Genomic DNA, 25,857 nt, shown 5'->3' with positions numbered 1-25,857 from the left:
AATGTTTGATGAAATCCGTTTTAATACCATAGAAAGACTTCCAAATTATGTTTTCGCAGAAGTAAATGCGATAAAAATGGCAGCAAGACGTGCTGGAGAGGATATCATCGACTTTTCAATGGGAAATCCCGATGGTAAAACTCCACAACACATTATAGATAAACTTTGTGAAAGTGCTAACAAAGATAAAACCTCGGGATATTCTACATCCATGGGGATTTATAAACTTCGCTTAGCAATTTGTAATTGGTATAAAAGAAAATATAATGTCAACCTAGATCCTGAAAATGAAGTTGTAGCTACTATGGGTTCAAAAGAGGGTTTTGTAAATCTTGCAAGAGCGATTATAAATCCTGGAGATGTTGCTATTGTGCCAACTCCTGCTTATCCTATACATACTCAAGCTTTTATTATAGCAGGAGGTAATGTAGCAAAAATGCCTTTAGCTTATAATGAAAAATTTGAGCTTGATGAAAATCAATTTTTTGAAAATTTACATAAAACTTTAAATGAAAGCATCCCGCGTCCAAAATATGTCGTTGTTAATTTCCCGCATAATCCAACAACAGTAACTTGTGAGAAAAGTTTTTATGAAAGATTGATAGCAACGGCAAAAAAAGAAAGATTTTATATTATTTCAGATATTGCTTATGCAGATTTAACTTATGATGACTATAAAACTCCTTCTATTTTGGAAATTGAAGGCGCAAAAGATGTAGCGGTAGAAACTTACACTCTTTCAAAATCTTACAATATGGCAGGCTGGCGCGTGGGTTTTGTAGTAGGAAATAAACGCTTAGTCAGTGCGCTTAAAAAAATAAAATCTTGGTTTGATTATGGTATGTACACACCTATTCAAGTAGCAGCTACCATAGCTTTAGATGGAGATCAAACTTGTGTAGATGAAATCCGTGCAACTTATGATAAAAGAATGCACATTTTACTTGAAGCTTTTGAAAATGCAGGCTGGAAACTTCAAAAACCAAGAGCAAGTATGTTTGTTTGGGCAAAACTCCCTGAAAGCAAAAGACATTTAAAAAGTTTAGAATTTTCAAAGCAACTTTTACAGCGTGCTAGTGTTGCAGTAAGTCCTGGGGTAGGTTTTGGCGAAGCAGGTGATGAGTATGTAAGAATTGCTTTAATTGAAAATGAAAATCGCATACGCCAAGCTGCACGTAATATCAAAAAATATTTAAAAGAGTAAGTTATGAAAGTAGCGATTCTTGGTTATGGCACTGTTGGAAGTGCGGTGGTTAAATTTCTTTTAGAAAATGATAAACTTATTCGTGCAAGATGTGGGCAAAGCATAACTCCTGTGATCGCTCTTGCTAGAAGTCCTAAAAAAAATGCTTTAATTCCAATTACTCATAGCGTTGCAGAAATTTTAAATGCTGATGTAGATGTTTTTGTAGAATTAATGGGTGGGGTGGATGAAGCTTTTAAAATAGTGAGTGAAATTTTAAAAAAGAAAAAAGCTGTTGTTACTGCAAATAAAGCTATGCTTGCTTATCATCGTTATGAACTTGAAAATTTGGCTAAAAATTTAGCTTTTGGTTATGAAGCAAGTGTGGCTGGAGGAATTCCTATTATCAAGGTTTTAAAAGAAGGTTTAAGTGCAAATAATATTTTGGCTATAAAAGGGATTTTAAATGGTACGAGTAATTATATTTTAAGTTCTATGAGTCAAAAAAATATGAGTTTTAAACAAGCTTTGCAAATAGCTCAAAATTTAGGTTATGCAGAGGCTGATCCAACTTTTGACATAGAAGGGCAAGATGCAGCACATAAACTGCTTGTTTTATCAAGTATCGCTTATAATCTTAAAGCTAAACCTGAAGATATTTTGATCGAGGGTATTAGTGAAATTGCACCTGAAGATATGTATTTTGCTAATGAGTTTGAATTTACCATAAAACTTTTAGGTATAGCTAAGGTGCGTGAAAATAAAGTAGAATTAAGGGTGCATCCTACTATGATAGATAAAGAAAAAATGCTTGCAAAAGTTGATGGAGTGATGAATGCTATAAGCATTAATGGAGATTTGTTGGGTGAAAGTTTGTATTATGGAGCAGGAGCAGGAGGAGAGGCCACTGCAAGTGCTGTGATTTCAGATCTTATGGATATAGCAAGAGATCAGGTAAAAGCACCAATGCTTGGTTTTGTGAATACTTTAGAATACAAGCTTTTAAGCAAAGATGAAATTTATACAAAATATTATTTAAGGGTGAAAGTTGAAGATAAAATAGGGATTTTATCTAAAATCACACAATTGATGAGTGAAAATAATATTTCTATCGATAGTTTTTTACAAAAACCTAAAAAAAATGATGAAAATTACAGTACTTTGTTTTTTACTACACATTTAACTTATGAAAAAAGCATACAAAATTTGCTTGAAATTTTACGCAAACAAGATTTTATAAAAACCAAGCCTTTTATGATGCGTATAGAATAATGGGTGTAAAAGCTTATTTAGATGGAATTTTAGGGGAAGATAAGGCTTGTAAATTTTTAAAAAAACAAGGCTTTGAAATTTTAAAAAGAAATTTCCATTCTAAATTTGGAGAAATCGATATAATAGCCAAAAAAGATGAAATTTTACATTTTATAGAGGTTAAATTTACTCAAAATGATTATGAAGTTTCCGAGCGTTTGGATAGAAAAAAACTTGAAAAAATTTTAAAAACTATAGAATTTTATCATCTTAAAAATGGAATTTCATCGGATTTTCAGATTGATCTGATTTGCATTAAAAATGATGTGATACAATTTTGCGAAAATATAAGTTTTTAAGCTGATATTTAAAAAAATAAAATACAATTAGACAAAAATTAAAGAAAGGAAAAATTATGGGAAAATATATTGAATTAACAAGTGATAATTTTGCTCAAGCAAAAGAAGGTGTAGCTTTAGTTGATTTTTGGGCTCCATGGTGCGGACCTTGTAGAATGCTTGCTCCAGTTATTGATGAACTTTCAAATGACTTCGATGGTAAAGCTAAAATTTGCAAAGTAAATACAGATGAACAAGGTGATTTAGCAGCTGAATTTGGTGTTCGCTCTATTCCTACGCTTATTTTCTTTAAAAATGGTGAAGTTGTAGATCAACTCGTTGGTGCACAATCTAAACAAGCAATTAGCGATAAATTAAACTCTTTACTATAAACTAAAGGCTAGTATAACTAGCCTTCTTCTTAAAAATTTCAAATTTATACTAAATAATAATTTTTATTAACTACTATTAAGAATAATTTTTATATCATTATTAATAATAAAATTCAATATAAAGGAAATATAAATGTTAGATGTAGCAATCATAGGTGGAGGTCCTGCTGGACTTAGTGCCGGACTTTATGCAACTAGAGGTGGCCTTAAAAATGTAGTAATGTTTGAAAAAGGTATGCCTGGTGGACAAATTACCTCAAGTTCTGAGATAGAAAATTATCCAGGTGTAGCCCAAGTTATGGATGGAATTTCTTTTATGGCTCCTTGGAGTGAACAATGTATGCGTTTTGGTTTAAAACATGAAATGGTTGGAGTAGAACAAATTTTAAAAAATAGTGATGGAAGTTTTACCATCAAATTAGAAGGTGGTAAAACAGAACTTGCTAAAGCTGTGATAGTTTGTACAGGCTCAGCTCCAAAAAAAGCAGGTTTTAAGGGCGAAGATGAATTTTTTGGAAAAGGTGTAAGCACTTGTGCAACTTGTGATGGATTTTTTTATAAAAATAAAGAAGTTGCAGTTTTAGGTGGTGGAGATACGGCTTTAGAAGAAGCTTTATATCTAGCAAATATTTGTTCTAAGATTTATCTTATCCACCGCAGAGATGAGTTTAGAGCAGCTCCATCTACAGTAGAAAAAGTTAAGAAAAACGAAAAAATAGAACTCATTACTAGCGCAAGTGTAGATGAAGTATATGGCGATAAAATGGGTGTTGCTGGAGTAAAAGTAAAATTAAAAGATGGTAGTATTAGAGATTTAAATGTTCCAGGAATTTTTACTTTTGTTGGTCTTAACGTAAGAAATGAAATTTTAAAACAAGACGATAGTAAGTTTTTATGCAATATGGAAGAAGGTGGGCAAGTAAGTGTTGATCTTAAAATGCAAACTAGCGTTGCTGGACTTTTTGCCGCAGGGGACCTTAGAAAAGATGCGCCTAAGCAAGTTATTTGTGCTGCAGGTGATGGAGCTGTAGCTGCATTAAGTGCTATGGCTTATATAGAAAGCTTGCATTAAGATTTTATAAAGTTGCTAAAAGCAACTTTATTTTTATTTAGCTTCCTATCACTCCACCATCAAGTTTTCTTATCATCATTACACTTGATCTTGGTGTTTTTCCATAAGGAAAAGTACTACCTTTCAAACCTTCTCCTGGATGTTGTATGCCTACAAACATTGTAGTATAATCCTCACTAAAAGCAATCCCTGTTAATTCACAAGCAATAGGCCCTGTTAAAAAGCGTCTAATTTCCCCTGTTTTTGGATTTGCTGCTAGCATGCAGTTATTTCCCATACTTTCGTATTCATCTTTATTAGAATAAGATCCATCTGTTTGTATCCAAAGTCTTCCATCTCTATCAAATTTAAGTCCATCAGGAGAATTAAATTTATTTTCACTTGTAATATTATTTGAGCCTTTATATAAGCCTTGTTGGTTATCAGGATTTCCAGCAAGAGCAAAAATTTCCCAAGTAAAATCATCGTCTTTATGAGAATTTTTTGGCATCCATTTTAAAATTTGTCCATAAACATTTTTAGTCCTTGGATTTGCTGCATTAGGTTCTTGGCGATTTTTGTTGTTCGTTAGTGTTGCAAATACTTCTTTAGAACCACTTTGTTTATGGCTTGCTATCCATTCACATCTATCCATAGGAGTTGCACCTACAATACTTGCAGCAAGACGCGTATTGATGAGTACTTGAGCTTGAGACTTAAAACCATTTTTTTCATTTAAGCTGTTTTTGCCATATTCTAAAGCTATCCATTTTCCCTGTCCTTTAAAATCTCCCACATTGCCGTTAAACTGTCCTACATACAAAATACCTTCATCTAAAATTTTACTTGTATCAGCACCTTTTTTGTATTTATGTTTGCTAACAAATTTATAAATAAATTCATTCATCTCATCATCACCCATATAAACTATAACAGAACCATCTTTTTCTACGATAATTTCTGCATTTTCATGTTTAAAACGCCCTAAAGAAGTTCTTTTAACAGGTGTGCTTTGTGCATCAAAAGGATTGATTTCCACTATCCAACCAAAACGATTGGCTTCATCCATATTTTTAGCTAAATCAAATCTTTCATCAAATTTTTCCCATCCATAAAGACTAGTTTTGTTAAATCCATAGCGTTTAAGAGAGTCATTAAATTCTAGATTTTCATCTAAACTTCCAAAAAAATCATCAAAATTTTCTTCACAGGTGATATAAGTTCCCCAAGGTGTTTGTCCATTTGCACAATTTGCAAAAGTTCCATGAACAAATTTTTCATTTTTTAAAACTTCTTTTTTAGCTGCTCCACTTACTTGCATTTTAGTGTTTGCATCGATTCTGCGGTTATACTTAGAGTCTAAAACCACAGTCCAATCATCACCTTTTTTTTCGATTTCTAAGATACTCACACCCACACTGGCTTGCTCATATAAAATATCTTCTTTGCTTAAATTTTTACCATGATGATTAAACATGATTTCAGGATTTATATATTCATTATTAACGACTAAAATTCCTCTGTTTTTTGAAAGTGGAAAAAAACTCATACCATCATTGTCATCTCCAAAAACCAAATGAGCATTTTTAACTGCATTCATGTCGATGATTTTATTTTCATCATAAGGTTTTGCTTTACTAAAAAGTGGATCACCCCAAGAAATTAAAACCTTTGCTTCATAACCTTGTGGTACTATAACTTTATCTTGTGTGCTTGCACTAACAGCTTTAAAACCTAGCAAATCCTTATCCTTAAGCATAGCAGCACTTAAATTTGAACTTGCAAAAAAAGCCACCATAGAACCTAAAGCTGAACCTTTTAAAAACAATCTTCTTTCCATTTGTTTTTACCCCATATTGAAATTTAAAACAATGGAAGTATAAAAATATTTGGAAACTTTTTAGAAACTTTGATGAAAAATTTAAATTGAAGAAAAAATTTATACCTAGTTTTTCACTAGGTATAAATGACTAATTAAAACCTTTTCTTCTTAACATCTTCTAAGATATTATTAGCTATATCACTTACTGTACTAGAAATAATAGCTGATTCATTAGCAATTTCAACATTATCTTTAGTAGTTTGATCAATTTGAGCTACGCTATCATTGATTTGAGTGATACCTGCAGTTTGTTCTTTAATACTTTCTGCCATATCATTGATAGATTGAACAAGTAAATTAGTATTAGCTTCAATTTCTGATAAAGACTTTTGAGTTCTTTCAGCTAACTTTCTAACTTCATCAGCTACCACTGCAAAGCCTCTACCATGTTCTCCAGCACGAGCTGCTTCAATAGCTGCATTTAAAGCTAAAAGATTGATTTGATCTGCAATATCACCTATAATACCTGTAACATTTTTAATCTCTTCAGATTGAGTGATAACATCACTAGTTTTAACTGAAACATTTTGCATAGAAGAAGTGATCTCTTCTAAAGCTGCTGCAGTTTCTTCTAAAGATTGAGCTTGAGAATTTGAAGAAGTGGTTAAGCTTTGAACAGCAGTTTGTAATTTTCCACTTTCATTAGCTAAGGCATTAGCAAAGTCTGAACTTTGTTTTAGCATTTTAACTATTTCATCACCTAAAGCATTAGTAGTTAATTCTACACTACCGCTAGCATTTTCTAATTTATTTCTAAAGTCTAAGCTTTTGTATTCTTCAAAAATTTTATGAATAGCATTCATATCAGAACCTACTCTAGCTTGTAAAACATCAAGAAGTTTATTTAGAACATTTTTAAGTTCAATAAGTTGTGGGTTTCTTGGATTAGCAGTAATTCTTGCTGTTAAATTACCACCTTCTACAACTGATACGGTTTGAACTGATTCTTTAACGGCTTGATTGTCTTGTTCTAAGCCTCTTTTAGTAGCAAGAATGTTTTCATTGATAGCATTTGAGATTTGTCCAAATTCATCATTGCTTTTTACTTCTATAGTAGAAACATTTTTTGTTTTATAGTTGATAAAATCAAAGAATGAAGTTAAACCTGTTTGGATAGCTGCAAGTGGGGAGAGGTATTTTGATACGATGAAATAAAGGAGGATGATGCTAATAGATATCATAACAATTAAGGCTATAACTTGTATATATGCTGCTTTAAATATAGGTTTATTTATAATATCAGCGCTTTCGGTAATACAAGCTGTATAAGCAAAGACTTTAGTACAAGCTCCAAGTCTTTCTTCATTATTTAACTTATAAGAGAAGAAGTTGTTATCACCATGAGCTTTATATGCATTTAGAACAGGAGAATGGTCTACCGAAGGATCTAATAAAGCTTCGTTGGTGGCTGCAAAAATTTTATCTTTATTATCAAAAACAAAGGTATTGCCTGGAGTTCTAGCGATTTGATCTTGTAAACTAGTTAATAAAATATCAATTCCTAAAACACCAATAAATTTACCATCCTTATAAAGAGCTTTAGAGTAAGTAATGCAGTATTCATTACTAATAGCATCAATATAAGCTGGGGTTATATAGATTTGATTACTATTTCTAGCTTCTTTATACCATTCCCTAGTAGTTGCATTATAGTTGTTGGCTTTTCCATTTATAGTTATATTAGTATTTTTTTTCTCGCTTAGATCACTACTCATGATATTTTCACCATTATCTAAACCAATATAAACAGCAAGCAAATTTCCACTATTGCGGTAGTATTTTAATATGGCCCCTACATTATTAACTATGTTATCTTGAGAATTTAGTGCTTCATAGGGTAATTTTAATATATCTTTTTCAAGAGTATTAAGCAAAGATATATTTCTGGATCTAAAATCCTCTATAGAAATTTGTGTTGCTTTAAGAAGTTCTGTTTCAGTATAAAGCGTACTTTGATACAAAGAATCTTTTGTAAAGTAAAAGCTAATGATGCTCAAAATACTTAAAGCAAAAATTGCAATTGAATTTGCAATAACAGAAAGTTTTATTTTGATATTATTCATATTTTTCCTTTTAAATTTAATTAATTTTTGTAAAAGAACTTTTAACATTAATTTTATAAAATATAAAATAATGCTAAATTTTCTTAAGAATTATAAATTAAAAAATCTAAATTTTTACTTAAATATAAAAGTGATAAAAAATTTCATTTAATAAATATTAAATTAATTTATATTTATTATTTTTATTTAAATAAATATCGCTTCGAAAATTCTATGTATTAAGCTTAATATCGTTATAATTTAAAAAATTTATATCGAAGGAAATATTTTGAAAAAAATTCTATTATTTATTTTATCTTTAGGGATATTTTATACTTTCACACAAGCTAAAAATTTAGAGCAAGAACAAAATACTAGTAGCAATTTAGTTAGTGTCAGTATAGCACCTCAAGCATTTTTTGTTAAAAAAATAGCTGCAAATACTCTAGATGTCAATGTTATTTTGCCCCCAAATAGCAATGAGCATAATTTTGAATTTAAACCAAGTACTATGAAAAAACTTGAAAAAAGTGATATTTATTTCACTATAGGCTTAGAATTTGAAAAAGTTTTTACGGATAAATTTAAACAAAATTTTTCAAAACTTCAAGTTGTAAATATGCAAAAAAACATAGCTTTGATTCAAACTCATGATACACACGAACACTCTCATGAGCATGAACACCACGAACATGAGCATTTTGATCCTCATACTTGGCTAGATCCTATTTTAGTCCAAACTATGGCTTTAAATATTTATGACACCTTGATTCAAAAATATCCACAAAATGAAAATTTATATAAAGAAAATTTAGATAAATTTTTAGCAGAATTGGATAGTTTAAATTTACAAATTGCCTCAAAATTAGAAAAATTAAAAAATAGAGAATTTGTAGTTTATCATCCTTCTTGGACATATTTTGCAAAACGCTATAATCTTACGCAAATTCCTGTAGAAATTTTAGGTAAGGAACCAAAAAGCAAAGATTTGCAAAAACTTATCACTCTAATGAAAGATAAAAATTTAAAAGTCATTTTTGTTCAAAATGGTTTCCCTGAAAATGCAGCAAAAACACTTGCTAAAGAATGTGATGCAAAAATTTACAAAATAGATCATTTATCTTATGATTGGGAAAATGAGCTTTTAAAAACTGCTGATGCCTTTTCTCATAATTTATAATCAGGTTTTTTGATGCTTTTTTTTGAAATTTCTAATCTAAACTACGCTTATGATAATGAAATCATCTTAAAAAACATCAATCTTAGCTATGACAATAAAGACTTTCTCTCTATCATAGGTCCAAATGGTGCAGGAAAATCAACACTCGTAAAACTTATCTTAGGACTTTTAAAATCCAAAAATGAAATCCATTTCAAAGCTCTTCAAAGAAAAGAAATAGGCTATGTTCCTCAACACACTCTAGCCAATCCTAATTTTTGCCCAAGAGTACTTGAAATCGTTCTTATGGGACTTGTAAGTAAAAAAATTTTTGGTTTTTATGGGAAAAAAGATAAAGAAAAAGCTATGCAAGCTTTAAAAAGTGTAGGAATGGAAAAATTTTGGAACAAAACCATTGATTCTCTAAGCGGAGGACAAAGGCAACGTGTTTTTATCGCAAGAGCCTTAGCTAGTGAATGCAAAATGCTTATTTTAGATGAACCTACCGCAAGCGTTGATAACAAATCTGCTATACAAATTTTTGAACTTCTAAGCTCCTTGCACCAAAAAGGCATGGGAATTTTACTCATTTGTCACGATATCAACCTTGTATTAGCTTATAGCGATAAAATTGCACATTTAAACAAAGAACTTTTCTTGCATACCAACACTAAAGAAAAAGAAAAAAGTTCATTTTTAAAACATTTATACGAAAACCACTCTCATTTTTGTGATGTAGAAATGAGTTTAAATACTTGTTTTTGCGATGAAGAAAATTGCGATAGTAAAAAACTATGCGAACAAGAATTTACAAGAAGAAATTTGAAAAAAACAGAATTTAAAAAAGAAAATTTTTGTTTAAAATTTTCAAAGGAAAATAATGCTTGAAATTTTAAATTTCACCTTTTTTCAAAACGCTTTACTAGGAGCGATTTTAGTCAGTATAGCTTGTGGGATCATAGGCACTTTGGTGATGATAAATCGCCTTTTTTCTATGGCTGGAGGTATAACACATGGGGCTTTTGGTGGTATAGGTATAGCTTTTTATTTCTCTTTGCCTATTTTATTAAGCACGGGAATATTTACTTTATTTTTGGCTTTTTTAGTAGCTTTTTTAGCTAAACACTATGAACACAGAAGTGATAGTATTATCGCTGTAATATGGGCTTTTGGAATGGCTGTTGGGATTATTTTAATCGATTTAAACCCTAGTTATAACACAGATTTAATGGCTTATCTTTTTGGGAGCATTTTGGCTGTAGGAACACAAGATTTATGGCTTATGGCTTTGGTTGATAGCGTGGTGGTACTTTTGATCTTTTTATTTTATAGACAATTTGAAGCATTAAGCTTTGATGCGGAATTTGCAAAAGTTCGTGGTATCAATACAAGTTTTTTTCATTATCTTTTAATCGCCCTTATGGCTTTTTGTATAGTTATTTCTATACGCCTTGTAGGGCTTATTTTAGTTATGGCTTTACTTAGTATCCCAAGCTTTATTGCTGAAAATTTTACTAAAAGACTTGGCTTTATCATGATTTTGGCAAGTTTTTTAAGTATGATTTTTTGTGTTTTAGGACTTATACTTAGCTATTATCTTAATCTCTCAAGCGGTGCTTGCATCATAGCTGTAGCTTGTTTTGGTTTTTTAGTGCATTTGATAGGCAAATTTTTAAAAAGGTAAGGGTGCGAAAAACACTTGCACTTTTATATCTTTTTGCCCTTGTTCTTTAAAATACAAATGTTCGCTTGCCTTAAAAACAAAAAATTTTTCTGCGATTTTTCTTTGTAAATCTTGAGTTTTTTCACATAAAGGATACACAAGTTTAATATCATAAATTTTAAATTTGCAAGCATAAGCAAACATTTGATACAAATCGCTTTGTTCTATACCCTGTTTTTTCTCATCTTCACTATCATTTGGAATTTTCCATTTGGTATCTAGGATCATTTTATTTTCTATATATAAATCAGGCTTTAACATGAAACAATTTTCATCATTTTTTGAGATTAAATACTTTCCATTGTTTTGAACTTTAATATCTTGAGCTGGATTTACTTTTTTTAGCATATAAGCTACATAATCTTCAAAAATTTTCTCCATAGGAAAAAGCAAAGCAAAAGCTTCATTTTTACCATGATAAGGCATAAAACTTTCATTTTTTAAGAAAATTTTACACCACAAAAGCAAGTTTTCATAATAATCAAAATGTCTTGAAATTTTATAACTAAAATCTTTTTCATAATTTTTAGAAAATTCTACCTCATCGAGAATTTGCATAGATTTTATAAGTCTAAATTTATTCAAACTTGTTTTTGATTTTAAAAAATTTAGCGTTGATTTTATCAAACGATTGGGTGCTATATCTAAAACAAACTCATCATTGCTTGTAAAAAATCTTTCTTTGTGTATCAAATTTCGCTTGATATGCTCGTTAAATAGTAATTTTCCCTTTAAAAAAGCCCTATTTTCTTCGCAACTTAGATAAGATCTCATCAAGCCTTTTTTATATACGCTATCAAATTCATCTAAAAACATAGTGATAAACACTTCAAATAAAGGAATTTTAGAACTTTGCAAAGATGAAATTTGTGATTTTTTAAAGGGGGAGTTTTTTAAGGTTTTTAGCATATTTATCAAAAGATTTTTAGGATTAAATTTAAAATCTTTTTCATAAAAATCATTATTTTTAGAAATATTGTCTAATTCATAACATCTTCTTAGTTTTTCTTTGTCATGATTTGAAGAACTATCTTCTTTTTTATAACTATCTAAATTCGTGCATTTTGGCAAAATCTCCAAAACCCCGCTTTTAGTCTGTATAATGCCGACATAATTTTTAGCTTTTAAGGAATTTTTGTTTTTAAAGCCTAGAAGATTTTCATTATTTTTTGCAAAGTCTTCTAGCTCTTTATAAAACCCTTCGGCCTTTTCTTTGAAAATTTCTTTTAAATCTTCTTTAGAAAAAGCTTGGTATTCGATGATGGAAAAAATACTATTCATTTTCGTTTTTTAATTTATTTGCTATTTCATCATTATAAATTGCTTGATATATTTCTATTTTATCCCAAATTTTATCATCAAATGAAGCAATATTATAAATACTTCTCTCGCTATTAACACTATCTAGATTTTTTATTTTTTGAAGATATTTATCGTCTTTTTTATCTTCAAAAATCATATCATTATCATTTAAAACCGCATTAATCAAAGCATAATCATTATAAAAATACTCTTGCAAAAGCGGAATAATTTTATTTTGAAAAACTTTTTTTAAATCTTCTAAATTTTCAACACTTACAAAAAATGCATGACCTATGGTTTTTTCTCTATCTAGTAAATATTCTATACGAGTGTTTATAGCTTTTAATAATTCTTGTAAATTAATACCTTCGCAATCCATAGATAATTTGCTCACATCAGGCATCATCTCTACAAATTCAAATCTTCTTCTTAAAGCTGTATCAAGAGAAGTTATGCTTCTATCGGCTGTATTCATAGTGCCTATGATATAAACATTTTTAGGCACTCCAAATTTTTCACCGCTATAAGGCAAAGTCACTTTTAACTCTTCTTTTTCACCTATCCTTTTACTAGGTTCTATCAAGGTTATAAGCTCACCAAAAATCTTACTCACATTACCGCGATTAATCTCATCTATGATGATTATGTAAGATTTTAAAATTTCTTTTTTTATTTTAAATTTTTCATTTTGTATATTTTCAAATTCTTTTAATTTATTATAAAACATAAAATAGTAAATTGCATTACCATGATAATCACTTTGACTATCATATTTTGGTTTAATATCTTTAAAAGATAGAATTTTTTTATTTTTAAAATTTAGATAATCTCTTTTTATAATATCTATAGTTAAGCTTTGAGGACTTTTAATTGAACCACCCAATGAAAAAGAACGATATTCATCTTTAAAGTTTAAAAGAATTTTTTTAATACTAACTTTATTTTCTAAAGGAAATTCATTTCCTTTATTTAAAAAATCTTGATTAATATAATTAGCAAATTCAAAAATTAATTTATCTAAATCAATTTCATTTTCATTTTGCATTGATAAAATATAATTTTTCAAAGATTTATCACATAATTCTTTAAAAATTCCATCTTTTACATCATATTTTACTTCTTGAGAATTTTCATCATTGTCTATTATAGGCTTTATACCTTCTACAAATTCTTCATATCCATAGCTTTGATGAAAAGTGGTAAATAATATTTGTCCCTTTCTTACATACTCATCAAATTTTGCTTTTTTCTCATCTCTACTTTCTAAATTTTCACCTAAAATTTCTAAAGCTTTATCTATAGTATGATAAGTTTTTCCTGTCCCTGGAGGTCCATAAAGAATTTGATTTAATGGTATAATTTTCATATTTGATTCCTCAGATTGCACTCTTTCAGTTATAAAAATATCTTGTTCATAATAATCAATCAAAAAAGCTCTATAATAATTCAATGCACTAGAATACATATTGTGTCCATTGCTATTTTTTAACTTAAATTCTTCATTTTTATTTAATTTATTTATATTTTGATCAAAACTAAATAAATCACAACTATATAGATTTTCTTTTAAAAATTCTTTTGATATATTTTCTATAACTTGAATATATTTATTTATAGTATTTTTATCTAATTTCTTTTTATTTAAATATTCACTAAATAAATTTTTCATTTTATCTATATAATTTTGACTATCCATGCCATATTTATTCCATAAAGGAATAGCTATATTTTCTATCATTTTAACTAATGATAAATTTTTATTCTCTAATAATTTTTTATGTATTTGATATATTTTTAATTTTTCTTTAAATTCATTTAAAGATATTAAATCTAAAACATTTTTAGAAAAAATATTAACTATTTTTATATTCTTTACATCTTGATAATGAAAAGCTATTTTCCATTTAATTGCATCCCCAAAATCTATTTTTTCTATAGTTTTTAAATTATTATCTTGACTTGCTTGTATTATTTGTATGATTTTTTCTTTGATATTATTAAATGCTTCATTTTCATTATTGCCATATTTAGCAATCCAAGCATAATTTTGACTATATAATCTACCGCTAGAAGATTCTTTCTGACTTTCATCATTTCTTCTATATATACCAAATTTAAAAGCTGAGCCACCCCAAATACTTCCTAGATTATCCAATTTACTTTCTATCCAAAAAGTAAAATCATCTCTATTTGGATTATCTTTTTTAATGTTAGTATATTCTTCAAGAGTCATATTTTTAACTTTTTCTAAAGTCCATACTTCTTGAAAATTTAAAAAGCCATCAAGCATTTCTTGTAATTTTTTTTCATCTAAATTCCACATTACCAAATCCTTAAATTATGTTATTTTTAAATCATATTTAGATTTCTTACCACTCCACAAAGGTTCTAGCTTTTTTTATATCATTAAAATTTATAGTAGTTTTTTCTTTATTTTCTAAATTTTCTAAAGTGATATTTTCATCATCTACAGCAATGATTTTTGCTTCGATTTTTTCTTTTTCATTGGTTGTGATCTTCGCAAGTTCACCTATACTTTTTGCAAAATGTTCTATCTTGCTAAGTTTTCTTTCAAGTCCTGGTGAAGATACTTCTAAAAAATACTCTCCATTTACAGGTGACTCTACATCAAAAATAGGCGATAAAATTTCACTAAGCCTTACACAATCATCAAGATTTACCCCGCCTTCTTTTTGTACATAAATTCTATAAATTTTTCTGCCATTTTCACTTACTAGCTCATCATCATAAAAACTAAGTCCTGCTTCTTTGCAAAGGGCTTCAAGATTCATTTTTATCCTTTTTTATTTTTTCAAAAAGTGCATCCATATGGTTTTGATACTCAAGCCTATCATCAAATTTAAAATGAAAATTCGGACACCTATACCAGCCCTGCTCACTCATGCAGTAATTTTGCAAAGCTCTACTTGCCTTTTTTAAAGAAGATAAAATTTTTTCTTGCTCATGAACATTAAAAAACATCTTATCAAGATACACAAAAGCATCGTATCTGCCTTTTTTACACTCTACATCCACTACACACAAATTTTTCAAATTTTCATCATCTAAATTTGCTAAAGCTTCAGGGATTAGCTCTTTTAAGATACTTTCAGTGCGTAGTTTTTTAATCTCACTTGGGTTCATAGACTTGCTTGTTCCTCTACTTCTTTATAGCTTTCTATATAATCACCCACTCTCATATCATCGCACCCTTCTATACCTACGCCACACTCATAGCCTTTTGCCACTTCTTTAGCATCATCTTTAAAGCGTTTAAGCGAACTTACATTTCCTTCATAAACCACAACTCCATCACGGATAAGGCGAATTTTGGCTCCACGATTAATCACCCCTTCAGTTACCATACAACCTGCGATTTGTCCGATTTTTGGCACATTGATCACTTGTCTAATCTCTGCTTGTCCTAATTGCTCTTCAGAAATAATCGGGCTCATCATACCACCAAGTAAGGCTTTTACATCGTCTAAAAGATTATAAATTACATTATAAGTTTTAATTTCTACGCCTTTATCCTTAGCACGCTCTTTAACTTCCCCTGTTGGGCGTATGTTAAAACCTAGTACTATAGAGTTTTCACTCGCACTTGCAAGCTCTATATCACTTTGCGTGATTCCTCCTACTCCACTATGAATGATATTCACTTTAATCTCATCATTTCTAAGTTTTTCTAAACTTGCCTTTAAGGCTTCTAAAGATCCTTGCACATCAGCTTTTAAAATAACAGGCAAGGCTTTTAGATTACCTTCTTTGATCTTAGCTCCAAGCTCATCAATGCTAACTTTAGTGGATTTGCTAAGTTCTTTTTGGCGATTGTATTCGTGGCGTTTATTAGCATATTCTCTTGCTTCTTTATCGGTTTTTACTGCGATTAAAATTTCACCTGCATCTGCTACTTCACTAAGCCCTACGATAACCCCACATTCGCCTGGTTTAATTTCTTTTAAGGCTTTACCTTGATCATCGCTCATCGCACGCACTTTTCCATAAGCCTCGCCTGCAACCACGGTACTTCCTACAGTAAGTGTTCCATTTTGCACGATGATAGTAGCCACCGCACCACGCCCTTTTTGCACAGAACTTTCTATAATGCTTGCTTTAGCAAAACTTTTTGGATTGGCTTTAAGTTCTAAAATATCAGCTTGTAAAAGCACGATTTCAAGCAAATCTTCAATCCCCATTCCTGTTTTAGCCGAAACTCCTACAAATTCATAAGATCCGCCCCATTCTACTGGCATGATTTCCATTTCTGCGAGTTGAGTTTTTACCATATCGGGATTTGCTGCTTCTTTATCCATTTTATTAATAGCAATAATAATAGGCACACCTGCTGCTTTAGCATGATTTATCGCTTCTTTGGTTTGTGGTTTTACCCCATCATCTGCGGCTACAACGATGATTACAATATCAGTGATACTTGCACCCCTTGCACGCATAGCAGTAAAAGCTTCGTGACCTGGAGTATCGATAAAAGTAATTTTACGCCCGTTTTTTTCTACCATATAAGCACCCACGTGCTGAGTAATACCCCCTGCTTCACCACTTGCAACGCGTGATTTTCTAATATAATCTAACAAAGAAGTTTTACCATGATCAACATGCCCCATGATGGTAATCACAGGTGCTCTAGTCACTAAATCTTTTTCATCAGTCTCTTCTTCATAGTCTTTTACATAATCAAACTCATCAGCCTCGTTAATGATATTGATCTCTATACCAAATTCAGCAGCCAAAATTTCAATCGCATCTTCATCTAAGAAATCATTTTTTGTTGTCATCATTCCAAGCATGAAAAGTTTTGAAATCACTTCACTAGTGCTTTTTCCTATCTTATCAGCGAATTCATACACACGAATTTCTTTAGAAATAGCAACGCTACCTACTTCTTCTACTTCCTTTTTTTCAATCTTTTTAGATGGTTTTTTACGACTTCTTCTTTGAATTCCACCTTCAAACCCAAAACCCGCAGAATTTCCAACAGCTTGTCTTATAAAATTAGGTTGTTTTTTATTGATATTTTGTGGTTTTTCTTGTTCTTTTACACTAAAATCAGGTAATACTACCTCATCTTCATCATCTAAAGAAATATCACCAAAATCATGTTCATCTAAAAAATTCATTTTTTCGGTACTTTCTTTTTTACTCGCAACAAAAGATTTTTTTTCTTTTTTCTTTTTCTTTAAACTCTCATCAGCATTTGAAAACATAGTTTTTAAACTTAAGCGCTCTTCATTATTGATAGATATATCATTTGAATTTTTTACTTCTTCTTTTTTAACTTGAATTTCTTCTTCGTCTTTTTTCTTTTTAACAATAACAAGTCCGCGTCTTTTGGCTAAAGTTGCACTAGCAAGGCTTTGTGGCTTATGAGCATCAATAATTTCTTGTTTTTCTTCCTCTTTTGCATTTTCTTTTTCAATTTTTAATTCTTCTTTTTTAACTTCTTGTTTAAGCTTTTCTTCTTTTTTAGGTTCTTTTTTTTCAGATTCATTTAGCTTTTCTTGTTCTTTTATATTTTCTTTTTTAGGCTTTTTTGCCGTAGGAGTTTTGATATTTTTCTTAAAAGCTTCTGGAATTTCTCTTGTTTGTATATACTCATAAATAGCTGCCGCAATCTCAGGTTCTACAGCATTTGATGCTGTTTTAATTCCAAGTCCTAATTCATTTGCCTTTTCAATAATTTCCTTACTATCATAACCTAATTCTTTTGCGATTTCATGAATTCTAATCTTTGCCATTTAAAAATATCTCCTTAAGTCCTTGCTGAGTAATTTTAGTATTTAAATTTTTACATATTTTAGAAAATGCTTTTTGTAAGACTTTATCTTCTCTCTCAATACAATTTTGACATAAATATCCGCTTCTTCCATGTTCTGCTTTAGGCACAATATCTCCTAAAACAACTTTAAATCTAAATAACATATTTTGCTCAAAGCGGTTTTTACACACTATGCACATTCTAATTGGTATATGTTTTTTCAAAATTATATCTTTTTTTTATATTTTTTAGCAAATTTCAAAGCCATTATCATCAAATTCTAAATATTGCACACGAAAATCTTTAAATTTTGTTTGTATTTTCTTTGCCAAAGCTAAAGCGTCATCTTTAAAAGCTAAAGAAAAAAAGCTCGATCCCGAACCTGAAAGTGTGCTCATTAAAGCTTTATTTTCTAAGGCAAATTTTTGCACTTCAAAAAGCTCGGGTAAGTTTTTCATACGATTGATTTCATGGAGCTTATCTTGACTTGCAAATTTTAAAAATTCATATTTTTTCTCCAAAAAACAAGCGGTTAAAAATGAAGCATGAGAAAGGTTGAAAACCGCATCATTAAAACTTAAATTTTTGGCCAAAGCTTGGCGTGATTGTTCCGTGCTCATTGCCAAATTTGGGATCACAACCACAGCAGCTAAATCTTTATCAATCTCTTTTTTGATACTATAAACTTTATTTTTTTCAACCAAAGAACACACAAAACCACCAAGAGTAGCTGGAGCGATATTATCTGGATGGTTTTCATAAATTAAAGCTTCATCTAAAATACATTCTTTTTCTACCTTAAATCCACTCATATAATAAGCACTGGCAATAGCTCCAACAATCACAGCTGAAGAGCTTCCTAATCCTCTTGAAAGAGGAATGTTATTTTGAAAAATAAAACGAAAATTATCTTTTTTTCCGCTTAGTTTTTCATAAATTTCATAAAAAATATTTACAAATATATTGTTTTTTTTAAGAAAAATATTATCACTTCCCTCGCCTCCAATACTAATGCTAAAAACACCTGATTTTTGGATTTGAGTTTCATTAAAAAGCTTTAAACTAAGTCCTAAACAATCAAAACCTGGCCCTAAATTCGCACTCGTAGCTGGAACTAAAATTTTCAAATTTCATCCTAAATTGCATCTAAAAAATAAAAGGGAAGATTATCATTATTTAGTTTAAGCTCTTGTAAATTTTTTGGTAAAAAAAACTCTGCTGGGATATTTTGCTCTAAACAAATTTCACCTTCCTTATATACAAAACAAAAATTTTTATTTGCACTTATGGGTTTATAGCCATTTAATTCAAAAGCACTCACCGCAAATAAAGGAATATTTTTTACTATACTTAAAGTACTCAAACTTACATAAGAAATTTTAATCCCCATATAAGAACCTGGACCATTAGCATAGATTAAACTTGTAAAATCATACTCTTTAAGCAATTCATCTAAAATTTTTGGTAAAAATTCGCTTGCTTTTTCTTCACTTTTATAAGTTTTTATAAGTTTATCATCTTGATAAATTCCGATCATTAAAGGCTTAGATAAAGTATTAAGTAAAAGAGAAGTTTTTATGCAAATACCTTTTCATAAGCTTTTTGGGTTGTTTTTTCAAGGCTTACAATTTCATAAGCATCTTTATCTTTTAAAACTTCTTTAGTAAGTAAATGATTTAAATGATGGCTCCCAGCATATGAAGTATAATCCCCAAAAACACGATATCCAAGTAAGGTTAAATCTCCAATTGCATCTAAAATTTTATGTCTTACAAACTCATCTTTGAAACGCAAACCTTCAGGATTTAAAATACGATTTTCATCTACCACTATAGTATTTTCTAAACTTCCACCTAGTGCTAAATTCATACTCCTAAGAGCTTGAACATCTTTTAAAAAACCAAAAGTTCTAGCTCTTGCTATGTTTTCTATATAATTTTTTTTGCTGAATTCAAAATTGTAACTTTGTTCACCTATAACAGCATTGTCAAATTTAATTGTGTAATTAATACGGGGTTCTTTAGTAGGAGTTAAACGCACAAATTTATTACCATCTCTTACTTCTATAGGCTTTTTAATTACCATAATTTTTTTAGGCGCATCAAGTTCTTTTACCCCTGCTTCATCAAGCATCATACAAAAACTAATACTTGATCCATCCATAACAGGAGCTTCATTTGCATTTAAAACTATGCGTACATTATCGATTCCATAAGCATTAATCGCACTCATTAAATGCTCTATTGTAGAAATAAACCCTCTTTCATCTCCTAAAACAGTTGCCATTTGAGTATTGATCACATTTTCAGGACTTGCCTTATAGCTTGCATTAAGATCACTTCTAAAAAATACTATACCACTATTTGCTTCTAAAGGCTCTAAAGTAATTTCTATGGGTTCACCCTTATGAAGTCCTATACCTACGCCTTTGACAGTTTTTGCTAAAGTTAATTGTTTCATTAATTTTTTCCTAAAATTATCTTTTTACCATCATTTAAAACATTGTAAATATTATTTTCTATCCATTTTTTATCTTGCCATTGTTCAGGACGCGTTTCAACCCCTTGAACCAAAACTCCAAAATGCAAATGATCGCCTAAGGCTAAACCACTTGTTCCTGTTTTGCCTATAATGCTTTGTTTATTAATCATTTCATCTAAATCAACATTTTTAGAAGAACAGTGCCCATAAAGACTATATACTCCAAAACCATGATAAACAATTAAATTTAAACCATAAATTCCATTTTCAGCAGCAAAAACAACCTTGCCTGCGTTATTACTTATGATAGGAGCTTGTGCTACGCTTGCTAGATCAAGCCCCATATGATAAGAATCACTCACAAATTGCCCATTATAAGAATAATACCTATGATCAGCAAAATCCGCTACTTTCATACCATTTTTAAGAGGTAAAAATAAATTCAAATCAAAATTATCAATTTTTTCCTCAGGTACTTTTGAAGTGATTTCATGGATAAGTTTTTCATTGCTATTTCTTAAAGTTTCATTGACAAACTTAAATTTTTCATAACGATTGAGATTATTATCTTTTGGAGCGTACTGATTTGCTAAATTCTCAATCTTTCCATCTAAAAATTTATCCGTTAGATTGATATTTGAAACACGATATTTACGATTAACAAAATAATACCTTATACGTTCTTTTGAAATATTGCCCGCTTTATCCGTAGCGATAACAAATGCACGAAATTCCTCATCTCTTGCATCCCAAGCAATCAAAGCCGCATAATATCCTTCTTTTACATAAGGTGTGGCTTTAAAGATTTTACCTTTATTTGTTTCTATATACACCTTATCTAAATTAGCATCATCAGCCTTAAAAACAACTGCCCCAGCACCACCTTGCTCGATTTGGTAAGAATTGCTTATGATATTGATTTTTGGAGCCGTATTATCTACTAATACCGCAATTTGTTTTCTTGCTTCATTGCCACTAAAAAAATTCCAAAAACTAGAATCTTTAGCTATCACCTCCAAAACAAAAGATTTTACATTTTCTTTGTAACCAAATTTTGGCAAAGCAACTTGTAAGGTAATATCTTTTAAATTAGAAATCTTTTCATCTGCTATAACCATTGCACTAGTATTGTCGTCTTTATGCAATATAATTTGTACGTTTTTGATAGAACTTTCATCATCTTTAATATGCACTAAAATAGGTTTTTTAAGATCAGTATATACAACATCTGGCATTAAAATTTGAGGAGGATTTTTTTCAAAAATACTTAATCTTGAAATAAAAAAAATCAAAATTGCTATTAAAACTAAAATTAAAACAGATAAATAAGTTTTGCCTTTTCTTTTTGCCATAACCTTCCTTAAAAATTTTCAATGTTTTTGTTGCTTTTAATATAAATTCTATTATATTTTCAGTAAATATCTAGCAAATTTATAAAATTTCTCTTAGGGTATTAGCCTGTTTCATCCATTCTCTTAATTCATCGTTTTTGTCTAATTGTATCATTTGTTTACATCTCTCTAATTCTTGTTGAAAAAAATCAATAGAACTTAATAAGTTATCTTTATTTTGTAAAAAAATACTTTCCCACATTTGTGGCGATGATTTGGCAATTCTGCTCATACCTTTAAAAGATCCTCCGGCTAAATGAACAATATTTCTTTTATCTTCTTCCTTCATTACAAAATTTGCCAAAGAAAAACTTATAACATGAGGCAAATGAGAAATAATAGCAACATGATGATCATGGGCTTTACTATCCATAAAAACAATTTTCATCCCTAAATGAGAAAAAATTTCTACCGCTCTTTTTTGATGTAAATCATCAGCTATTTCACTATCACAAAGAACACAAACTGCATCTTTATAAAGCTCTTTAAAAGCTGCTTTTGGACCTGAATTTTCAGTTCCTGTCATAGGATGAGCAAAAAGAGTTTGTTTGATTAAATTCTTAGGCAAACTTTCTATAATTTTTCTTTTTGTACTTCCAAGCTCTATAATTGTTACATTAGAAGGCAAATCAACTAACTTTTGCAAAATTTCTATAATAGCATCAACAGGAGTTGCGACAAAAATCATATCACATAAAGCTAAATCTTTAAATTCTATAAGCTCATGAATAAGACCTAATTGCAGGGCATCTTTTTCATTTTCTTTGCTTAAATCCATACCATAAACACAAGAAATAAGCTTATTTTCTTTCAAACAAAGCCCTAAAGATCCACCCATAAGCCCAAGCCCTATAATTGCTATTTTCATACTTTCTACCTTAGTTTTTTTGTTAAATTTTTTTTGCTATTATACAGCTTTTAATAAAGCTTTAGGTAAAAAATCAATGAAAAAACATCTTATTAGTATTTGTGCTTTAGTTGCTATGGCCAATGCAGCAACCATTAAAGATATTAAATTTATCGGATTAAATCATTTATCGAACACAAGCGCTATAAATATCGCGGGGCTTAAAATAGGCGAGGAAATAAATCCTGCAAAAATCAACACTGCTATTCTTAATCTTTATAAACAAAATTATTTCGAAAATATTGCAGTAGAAAACAACAATGGAATTTTGGAAATTATAGTTACTGAAAAACCAACTATAGCAAAGGTTACTATCACAGGTATAGCTTCAAATGATAGAAAACAAGTTGAAAGTATTTTAGGGATTAAAAGAGGTACACTACTTGATGAAGGAAATATAAAAGAAGCTATTGAACGCATTAAAGCTTATTATGAAGCAAAAAGTTATTTTGATACTATTGTAGAATACAAAAAAAAGACTTTAGAAAATACTGATGGACTAGAGCTTGAATTTATAGTAAATCGTGGTGAAAATATCATTATTGATAATGTTCATTTAAGTGGAGCAAAGAAATTTTCATATTCTGATATAGAACCTGCTGTTGTTAACAAAGAAAAAGAATTTATGGGATGGATGTGGGGACGCAATGATGGAAAATTAAAAGTTTTTGAACTTAGTAACGATAGTTCAAGAATTGCTGATGAATATATGAAAAAAGGATATTTAGATGTTCAAGTATCCTCCCCTTATCTTAAAACCTACACAGATACTTATCAAGCAAATTTGACTTATTTTATCAAAGAAGGAAAGCCTTATAAAATTAAAAGTATAAGCATAGAAAATCCTTTATTTGATGATAAGCAAAATGCACAAACCGTAAAAGATTTAAGATCAAGCGCTGGCAAAACTATCAATATCGAAGACATTAGAAAAGATGTTAAAACCATAGAAACACAAAGTGCTGATTTGGGTTATGCGTTTGTAGAAGTCTATCCTGATATTCAAAAAAATGATCAAACTCAAGAAGCCACCGTTGTATTTAAAGTAATCCCTCACGATAAAGTTTATATAAGAAATGTTATTATTTCAGGAAATTCACGCACCGTAGATCGCGTCATACGCCGAGAATTATATATAACAGAAGGTAATTTATACAATAGAACAGACTTAAGCGAGTCAAAAAATGCTTTAAAAAGAACTTCTTATTTTGACGATGTAAATATCAAAGAAGAAAAAGTTGATGATACACATATTGATTTGATTGTTGATGTTAAAGAAGCTTCTACAGGAGCTATTTCTGGAGGCATTGGCTATGGATCAAGCGATGGTATTTTGCTTAACGCTTCTTTATCGGATACAAATATCTTTGGTTCAGGAATAAAAAGCTCTGTAAGCGTAGATAAAAGCGATGATACTTTATCGGGAAGGATTAGTCTCGTAAATCCACGCGTTCTTGATAGTCAATATAGTCTGGGTGGAACACTTTATTCAAATGACTATGAATGGGATAATTATTCAGAAAAAAATTACGGCTTTGATATAACAATTGGACGCCAATTTGCAAGATACTATAATGTAAGCTTAACTTATAATCTTGAACAAAGCGATATATATCACTTAAGTCCAACTCTTTTAAGAACAGGATATGAACTTGGCAAAAGTATTAAAAGCTCTATAACTCCAGCAATCACCTTTAACGATACAGATGATTATTATCTGCCACGATCAGGTATTATTGCTTCAACTAGTTTAGAATACGCTGGACTTGGCGGAGATCAAGAATTTATTTCATCAAGCTCTAAATTTAACTTTTATCAAGGTTTGCAAGACTATATAGGATATGATCTTATTTATCGCTATAAAGCGAGTTTTTATAAAGTATGGGATGAAGGTTATTTACCAATTAACCAAAGAATTTATTTAGGTGGTATTAGATCGATACGCGGTTTTGAAAGCAGAACAGTAAGTCCTAAAAATCAATGGGGAGATGAAATAGGCGGAACCATAGCTTTTGCCAATTCCGTAGAACTTAGTTTTCCTTTGATTGATAGAATCAAACTTCGTGGTAGCGTGTTTTTTGATTATGGTATGATAGGGCGTAAAAATTTAGATGAAATAAAAAGAATGAGTACAGGTATAGGCATTGAATGGATTACACCTATTGGACCTTTACAACTTGTATTTGCCAAACCTCTTAATGATAAAAAAGGTGATGATACTAATAGTTTTGAATTTAATCTTGGAACACGCTTTTAATGAAAGAATTTTTAGATGCTTGCTTGAATGCAAATTTGCAAATACGCAAGTATCTAAACAATATCCCACAAAATGATCTTAAACTTTGCTCTAAATTAGGCTATGATAAAAATCAAGGCTATGAGCTTGACTTAAAATATGAACAAATTTTCATAAAATATCTTAGTTGTTTTGGACAAATTTTTTCTGAAGAAAGCGGATTGATCGGAAAAGCTAGCCCAAAACAAATGATTCTTGATCCTTTGGATGGAAGTTCAAATTTTGTTTCTAAAATACCATTTTATGGAACTTCTATAGCTCTTATGGAAAAAGATCAGGCAAAAAGTGCTTTTGTTTGCAATCTTGTCAGTCAAGAAATTTTTGCTTTTAATAACAAACAAGCTTTTAAATCCAATCTTTCCGATCCAAAATACTCACCCTTAACACCTAATCTATTTTCTAAAATAGGTATAGTTGAAAAAATTTCACTTTATCCAGAACTTCTCGATTTTTTAACAAAAAATCAATTAAAATTTCGCTCTTTGGGTGCAACAGCCTTAAGTCTTGCTTATGCTTCGTATTTTAGTTTTGTATTAATTCTTGGAAAAACACGAATTTTTGATACAGCAGCTGCTTTAGCAATTCATCAAAATTTATATATAGAAAAAAATGAAAATTTCCTTCTCCTAAGCCAAGACAAAAAAATTTTTGATATAATCTTAGAATTTTTAAAAAATAATTAG

The 25,857-nt window shown here is 29.9% G+C and carries 23 protein-coding genes; 10 read left to right on the top strand and 13 right to left on the bottom strand.

The genetic code is table 11. The features are described 5' to 3' along the window. Nucleotide 1 precedes the first annotated feature (1 nt). The 5 genes from FBE87_RS00755 (at nucleotide 2) to trxB (ending at nucleotide 4,236) form a co-directional block, all read left to right on the top strand. Nucleotides 2–1,204 carry an LL-diaminopimelate aminotransferase gene (locus FBE87_RS00755; RefSeq protein ID WP_002854656.1) on the top strand — a complete coding sequence of 401 codons (1,203 nt, stop codon included), beginning with the start codon at nucleotides 2–4 and terminating at the stop codon, nucleotides 1,202–1,204. A 3-nt stretch (nucleotides 1,205–1,207) separates the two neighbouring features. Next, entirely contained in the window at nucleotides 1,208–2,455 is a 1,248-nt protein-coding gene (locus FBE87_RS00750) for a homoserine dehydrogenase (protein WP_002851705.1), read from the top strand. After that, on the top strand, nucleotides 2,455–2,793 hold the full coding sequence (locus FBE87_RS00745) for a YraN family protein (protein ID WP_002851874.1): 339 nt from the start codon (nucleotides 2,455–2,457) through the stop codon (nucleotides 2,791–2,793). The genes FBE87_RS00750 and FBE87_RS00745 overlap by 1 nt, the downstream gene beginning before the upstream one ends. 56 nt (nucleotides 2,794–2,849) lie before the next feature. Then, nucleotides 2,850–3,164: a thioredoxin gene (trxA, locus tag FBE87_RS00740; RefSeq protein WP_002851800.1), complete on the top strand. Its 315-nt coding sequence runs from the start codon at nucleotides 2,850–2,852 to the stop codon at nucleotides 3,162–3,164. A 133-nt stretch (nucleotides 3,165–3,297) separates the two neighbouring features. After that, a complete protein-coding gene (trxB, locus tag FBE87_RS00735; RefSeq protein WP_002851648.1) occupies nucleotides 3,298–4,236 on the top strand; it encodes a thioredoxin-disulfide reductase in 939 nt (312 codons plus the stop codon). Between the two features lie 37 nt (nucleotides 4,237–4,273). Here trxB and FBE87_RS00730 read toward each other — a convergent pair whose 3' ends face one another. Together FBE87_RS00730 and FBE87_RS00725 are read right to left on the bottom strand one after the other, a co-directional pair. Beyond that, on the bottom strand, nucleotides 4,274–6,055 hold the full coding sequence (locus FBE87_RS00730) for a PhoX family phosphatase (protein ID WP_100626313.1): 1,782 nt from the start codon (nucleotides 6,053–6,055) through the stop codon (nucleotides 4,274–4,276). A gap of 134 nt (nucleotides 6,056–6,189) precedes the next feature. Continuing rightward, nucleotides 6,190–8,208 carry a methyl-accepting chemotaxis protein gene (locus tag FBE87_RS00725; protein WP_079460008.1) on the bottom strand — a complete coding sequence of 673 codons (2,019 nt, stop codon included), beginning with the start codon at nucleotides 8,206–8,208 and terminating at the stop codon, nucleotides 6,190–6,192. Between the two features lie 220 nt (nucleotides 8,209–8,428). On the opposite strand from FBE87_RS00725, the gene FBE87_RS00720 reads away from it, so the two are divergent. Genes FBE87_RS00720 through FBE87_RS00710 form a run of 3 tightly spaced genes read left to right on the top strand, consistent with a single transcriptional unit; the run spans nucleotide 8,429 to nucleotide 10,982 of the window. Further along, nucleotides 8,429–9,319, top strand: coding sequence for a zinc ABC transporter substrate-binding protein (locus FBE87_RS00720; protein ID WP_002858739.1), 891 nt, complete (start codon nucleotides 8,429–8,431; stop codon nucleotides 9,317–9,319). A 12-nt stretch (nucleotides 9,320–9,331) separates the two neighbouring features. Next, nucleotides 9,332–10,186, top strand: a complete 855-nt coding sequence (locus tag FBE87_RS00715) for a metal ABC transporter ATP-binding protein (protein WP_002872247.1) — start codon at nucleotides 9,332–9,334, stop codon at nucleotides 10,184–10,186. Then, nucleotides 10,179–10,982 carry a metal ABC transporter permease gene (locus tag FBE87_RS00710; RefSeq protein ID WP_052822908.1) on the top strand — a complete coding sequence of 268 codons (804 nt, stop codon included), beginning with the start codon at nucleotides 10,179–10,181 and terminating at the stop codon, nucleotides 10,980–10,982. The genes FBE87_RS00715 and FBE87_RS00710 overlap by 8 nt, the downstream gene beginning before the upstream one ends. On the opposite strand, the gene FBE87_RS00705 is transcribed toward FBE87_RS00710, so the two are convergent. The 11 genes from FBE87_RS00705 to FBE87_RS00655 all read right to left on the bottom strand — a co-directional run bounded on the left by FBE87_RS00705 (nucleotide 10,971) and on the right by FBE87_RS00655 (nucleotide 22,839). Then, complete coding sequence (locus FBE87_RS00705; RefSeq protein ID WP_002903406.1) at nucleotides 10,971–12,302, bottom strand: McrC family protein; 1,332 nt, start codon at nucleotides 12,300–12,302, stop codon at nucleotides 10,971–10,973. The two genes, FBE87_RS00710 and FBE87_RS00705, sit on opposite strands and share 12 nt — an antisense overlap. After that, nucleotides 12,295–14,646 (bottom strand): McrB family protein, encoded by a 2,352-nt coding sequence (locus tag FBE87_RS00700; RefSeq protein WP_168977207.1) that lies wholly within the window; start codon nucleotides 14,644–14,646, stop codon nucleotides 12,295–12,297. Before FBE87_RS00700 ends, FBE87_RS00705 begins: the two co-directional genes overlap by 8 nt. 46 nt (nucleotides 14,647–14,692) lie before the next feature. Beyond that, nucleotides 14,693–15,115 (bottom strand): ribosome maturation factor RimP, encoded by a 423-nt coding sequence (gene rimP, locus FBE87_RS00695; protein WP_168977206.1) that lies wholly within the window; start codon nucleotides 15,113–15,115, stop codon nucleotides 14,693–14,695. Next, nucleotides 15,105–15,467, bottom strand: coding sequence for a 30S ribosome-binding factor RbfA (gene rbfA / locus FBE87_RS00690; protein ID WP_002778650.1), 363 nt, complete (start codon nucleotides 15,465–15,467; stop codon nucleotides 15,105–15,107). The genes rimP and rbfA overlap by 11 nt, the downstream gene beginning before the upstream one ends. Next, entirely contained in the window at nucleotides 15,464–18,079 is a 2,616-nt protein-coding gene (gene infB, locus FBE87_RS00685) for a translation initiation factor IF-2 (protein ID WP_060809714.1), read from the bottom strand. Before infB ends, rbfA begins: the two co-directional genes overlap by 4 nt. Next, the gene (locus tag FBE87_RS00680) at nucleotides 18,066–18,323 is read right to left on the bottom strand and encodes a YlxR family protein (protein WP_002859353.1); all 258 of its coding nucleotides are present in this window, start codon (nucleotides 18,321–18,323) and stop codon (nucleotides 18,066–18,068) included. The genes infB and FBE87_RS00680 overlap by 14 nt, the downstream gene beginning before the upstream one ends. Before the next feature lie 24 nt (nucleotides 18,324–18,347). Continuing rightward, entirely contained in the window at nucleotides 18,348–19,226 is an 879-nt protein-coding gene (gene thrB / locus FBE87_RS00675; protein ID WP_002888538.1) for a homoserine kinase, read from the bottom strand. Nucleotides 19,227–19,234: 8 nt separating this feature from the next. After that, nucleotides 19,235–19,636, bottom strand: coding sequence for a tRNA (adenosine(37)-N6)-threonylcarbamoyltransferase complex dimerization subunit type 1 TsaB (locus tag FBE87_RS00670; RefSeq protein WP_002851789.1), 402 nt, complete (start codon nucleotides 19,634–19,636; stop codon nucleotides 19,235–19,237). A gap of 38 nt (nucleotides 19,637–19,674) precedes the next feature. Continuing rightward, complete coding sequence (gene lpxC / locus FBE87_RS00665) at nucleotides 19,675–20,559, bottom strand: UDP-3-O-acyl-N-acetylglucosamine deacetylase (RefSeq protein ID WP_002851689.1); 885 nt, start codon at nucleotides 20,557–20,559, stop codon at nucleotides 19,675–19,677. Beyond that, nucleotides 20,559–21,932, bottom strand: a complete 1,374-nt coding sequence (locus FBE87_RS00660) for a M23 family metallopeptidase (RefSeq protein ID WP_002858680.1) — start codon at nucleotides 21,930–21,932, stop codon at nucleotides 20,559–20,561. The genes lpxC and FBE87_RS00660 overlap by 1 nt, the downstream gene beginning before the upstream one ends. Nucleotides 21,933–22,011: 79 nt before the next feature. Beyond that, complete coding sequence (locus FBE87_RS00655; protein WP_100621818.1) at nucleotides 22,012–22,839, bottom strand: prephenate dehydrogenase; 828 nt, start codon at nucleotides 22,837–22,839, stop codon at nucleotides 22,012–22,014. 76 nt (nucleotides 22,840–22,915) lie between these two features. Between FBE87_RS00655 and bamA the strand changes: the two genes are divergently transcribed. Both bamA and FBE87_RS00645 read left to right on the top strand, forming a co-directional pair. Continuing rightward, a complete protein-coding gene (bamA, locus tag FBE87_RS00650) occupies nucleotides 22,916–25,135 on the top strand; it encodes an outer membrane protein assembly factor BamA (RefSeq protein ID WP_002851708.1) in 2,220 nt (739 codons plus the stop codon). Continuing rightward, the gene (locus FBE87_RS00645; RefSeq protein WP_165433107.1) at nucleotides 25,135–25,857 is read left to right on the top strand and encodes an inositol monophosphatase family protein; all 723 of its coding nucleotides are present in this window, start codon (nucleotides 25,135–25,137) and stop codon (nucleotides 25,855–25,857) included. The genes bamA and FBE87_RS00645 overlap by 1 nt, the downstream gene beginning before the upstream one ends.

The sequence above is a fragment of the Campylobacter sp. CFSAN093246 genome (genome assembly GCF_012889415.1).
Taxonomy (GTDB): domain Bacteria; phylum Campylobacterota; class Campylobacteria; order Campylobacterales; family Campylobacteraceae; genus Campylobacter_D; species Campylobacter_D jejuni.
The sequence above is the reverse complement of the archived record's forward strand: the minus strand, read 5'-3'. Positions and strand labels throughout refer to the sequence as shown.

What these genes read in the sequence shown, in the direction of transcription:
- FBE87_RS00755 (WP_002854656.1), top strand. Translation starts at nt 2, where the DNA reads ATGTTTGATGAAATCCGTTTTAATACCATAGAAAGACTTCCAAATTAT.
- FBE87_RS00750 (WP_002851705.1), top strand. Translation starts at nt 1,208, where the DNA reads ATGAAAGTAGCGATTCTTGGTTATGGCACTGTTGGAAGTGCGGTGGTT.
- FBE87_RS00745 (WP_002851874.1), top strand. Translation starts at nt 2,455, where the DNA reads ATGGGTGTAAAAGCTTATTTAGATGGAATTTTAGGGGAAGATAAGGCT.
- trxA (WP_002851800.1), top strand. Translation starts at nt 2,850, where the DNA reads ATGGGAAAATATATTGAATTAACAAGTGATAATTTTGCTCAAGCAAAA.
- trxB (WP_002851648.1), top strand. Translation starts at nt 3,298, where the DNA reads ATGTTAGATGTAGCAATCATAGGTGGAGGTCCTGCTGGACTTAGTGCC.
- FBE87_RS00730 (WP_100626313.1), bottom strand. Translation starts at nt 6,055, where the DNA reads ATGGAAAGAAGATTGTTTTTAAAAGGTTCAGCTTTAGGTTCTATGGTG.
- FBE87_RS00725 (WP_079460008.1), bottom strand. Translation starts at nt 8,208, where the DNA reads ATGTTAAAAGTTCTTTTACAAAAATTAATTAAATTTAAAAGGAAAAAT.
- FBE87_RS00715 (WP_002872247.1), top strand. Translation starts at nt 9,332, where the DNA reads ATGCTTTTTTTTGAAATTTCTAATCTAAACTACGCTTATGATAATGAA.
- FBE87_RS00710 (WP_052822908.1), top strand. Translation starts at nt 10,179, where the DNA reads ATGCTTGAAATTTTAAATTTCACCTTTTTTCAAAACGCTTTACTAGGA.
- FBE87_RS00705 (WP_002903406.1), bottom strand. Translation starts at nt 12,302, where the DNA reads ATGAATAGTATTTTTTCCATCATCGAATACCAAGCTTTTTCTAAAGAA.
- FBE87_RS00700 (WP_168977207.1), bottom strand. Translation starts at nt 14,646, where the DNA reads ATGTGGAATTTAGATGAAAAAAAATTACAAGAAATGCTTGATGGCTTT.
- rimP (WP_168977206.1), bottom strand. Translation starts at nt 15,115, where the DNA reads ATGAATCTTGAAGCCCTTTGCAAAGAAGCAGGACTTAGTTTTTATGAT.
- rbfA (WP_002778650.1), bottom strand. Translation starts at nt 15,467, where the DNA reads ATGAACCCAAGTGAGATTAAAAAACTACGCACTGAAAGTATCTTAAAA.
- infB (WP_060809714.1), bottom strand. Translation starts at nt 18,079, where the DNA reads ATGGCAAAGATTAGAATTCATGAAATCGCAAAAGAATTAGGTTATGAT.
- FBE87_RS00670 (WP_002851789.1), bottom strand. Translation starts at nt 19,636, where the DNA reads ATGATCGGAATTTATCAAGATGATAAACTTATAAAAACTTATAAAAGT.
- lpxC (WP_002851689.1), bottom strand. Translation starts at nt 20,559, where the DNA reads ATGAAACAATTAACTTTAGCAAAAACTGTCAAAGGCGTAGGTATAGGA.
- FBE87_RS00660 (WP_002858680.1), bottom strand. Translation starts at nt 21,932, where the DNA reads ATGGCAAAAAGAAAAGGCAAAACTTATTTATCTGTTTTAATTTTAGTT.
- FBE87_RS00655 (WP_100621818.1), bottom strand. Translation starts at nt 22,839, where the DNA reads ATGAAAATAGCAATTATAGGGCTTGGGCTTATGGGTGGATCTTTAGGG.
- bamA (WP_002851708.1), top strand. Translation starts at nt 22,916, where the DNA reads ATGAAAAAACATCTTATTAGTATTTGTGCTTTAGTTGCTATGGCCAAT.
- FBE87_RS00645 (WP_165433107.1), top strand. Translation starts at nt 25,135, where the DNA reads ATGAAAGAATTTTTAGATGCTTGCTTGAATGCAAATTTGCAAATACGC.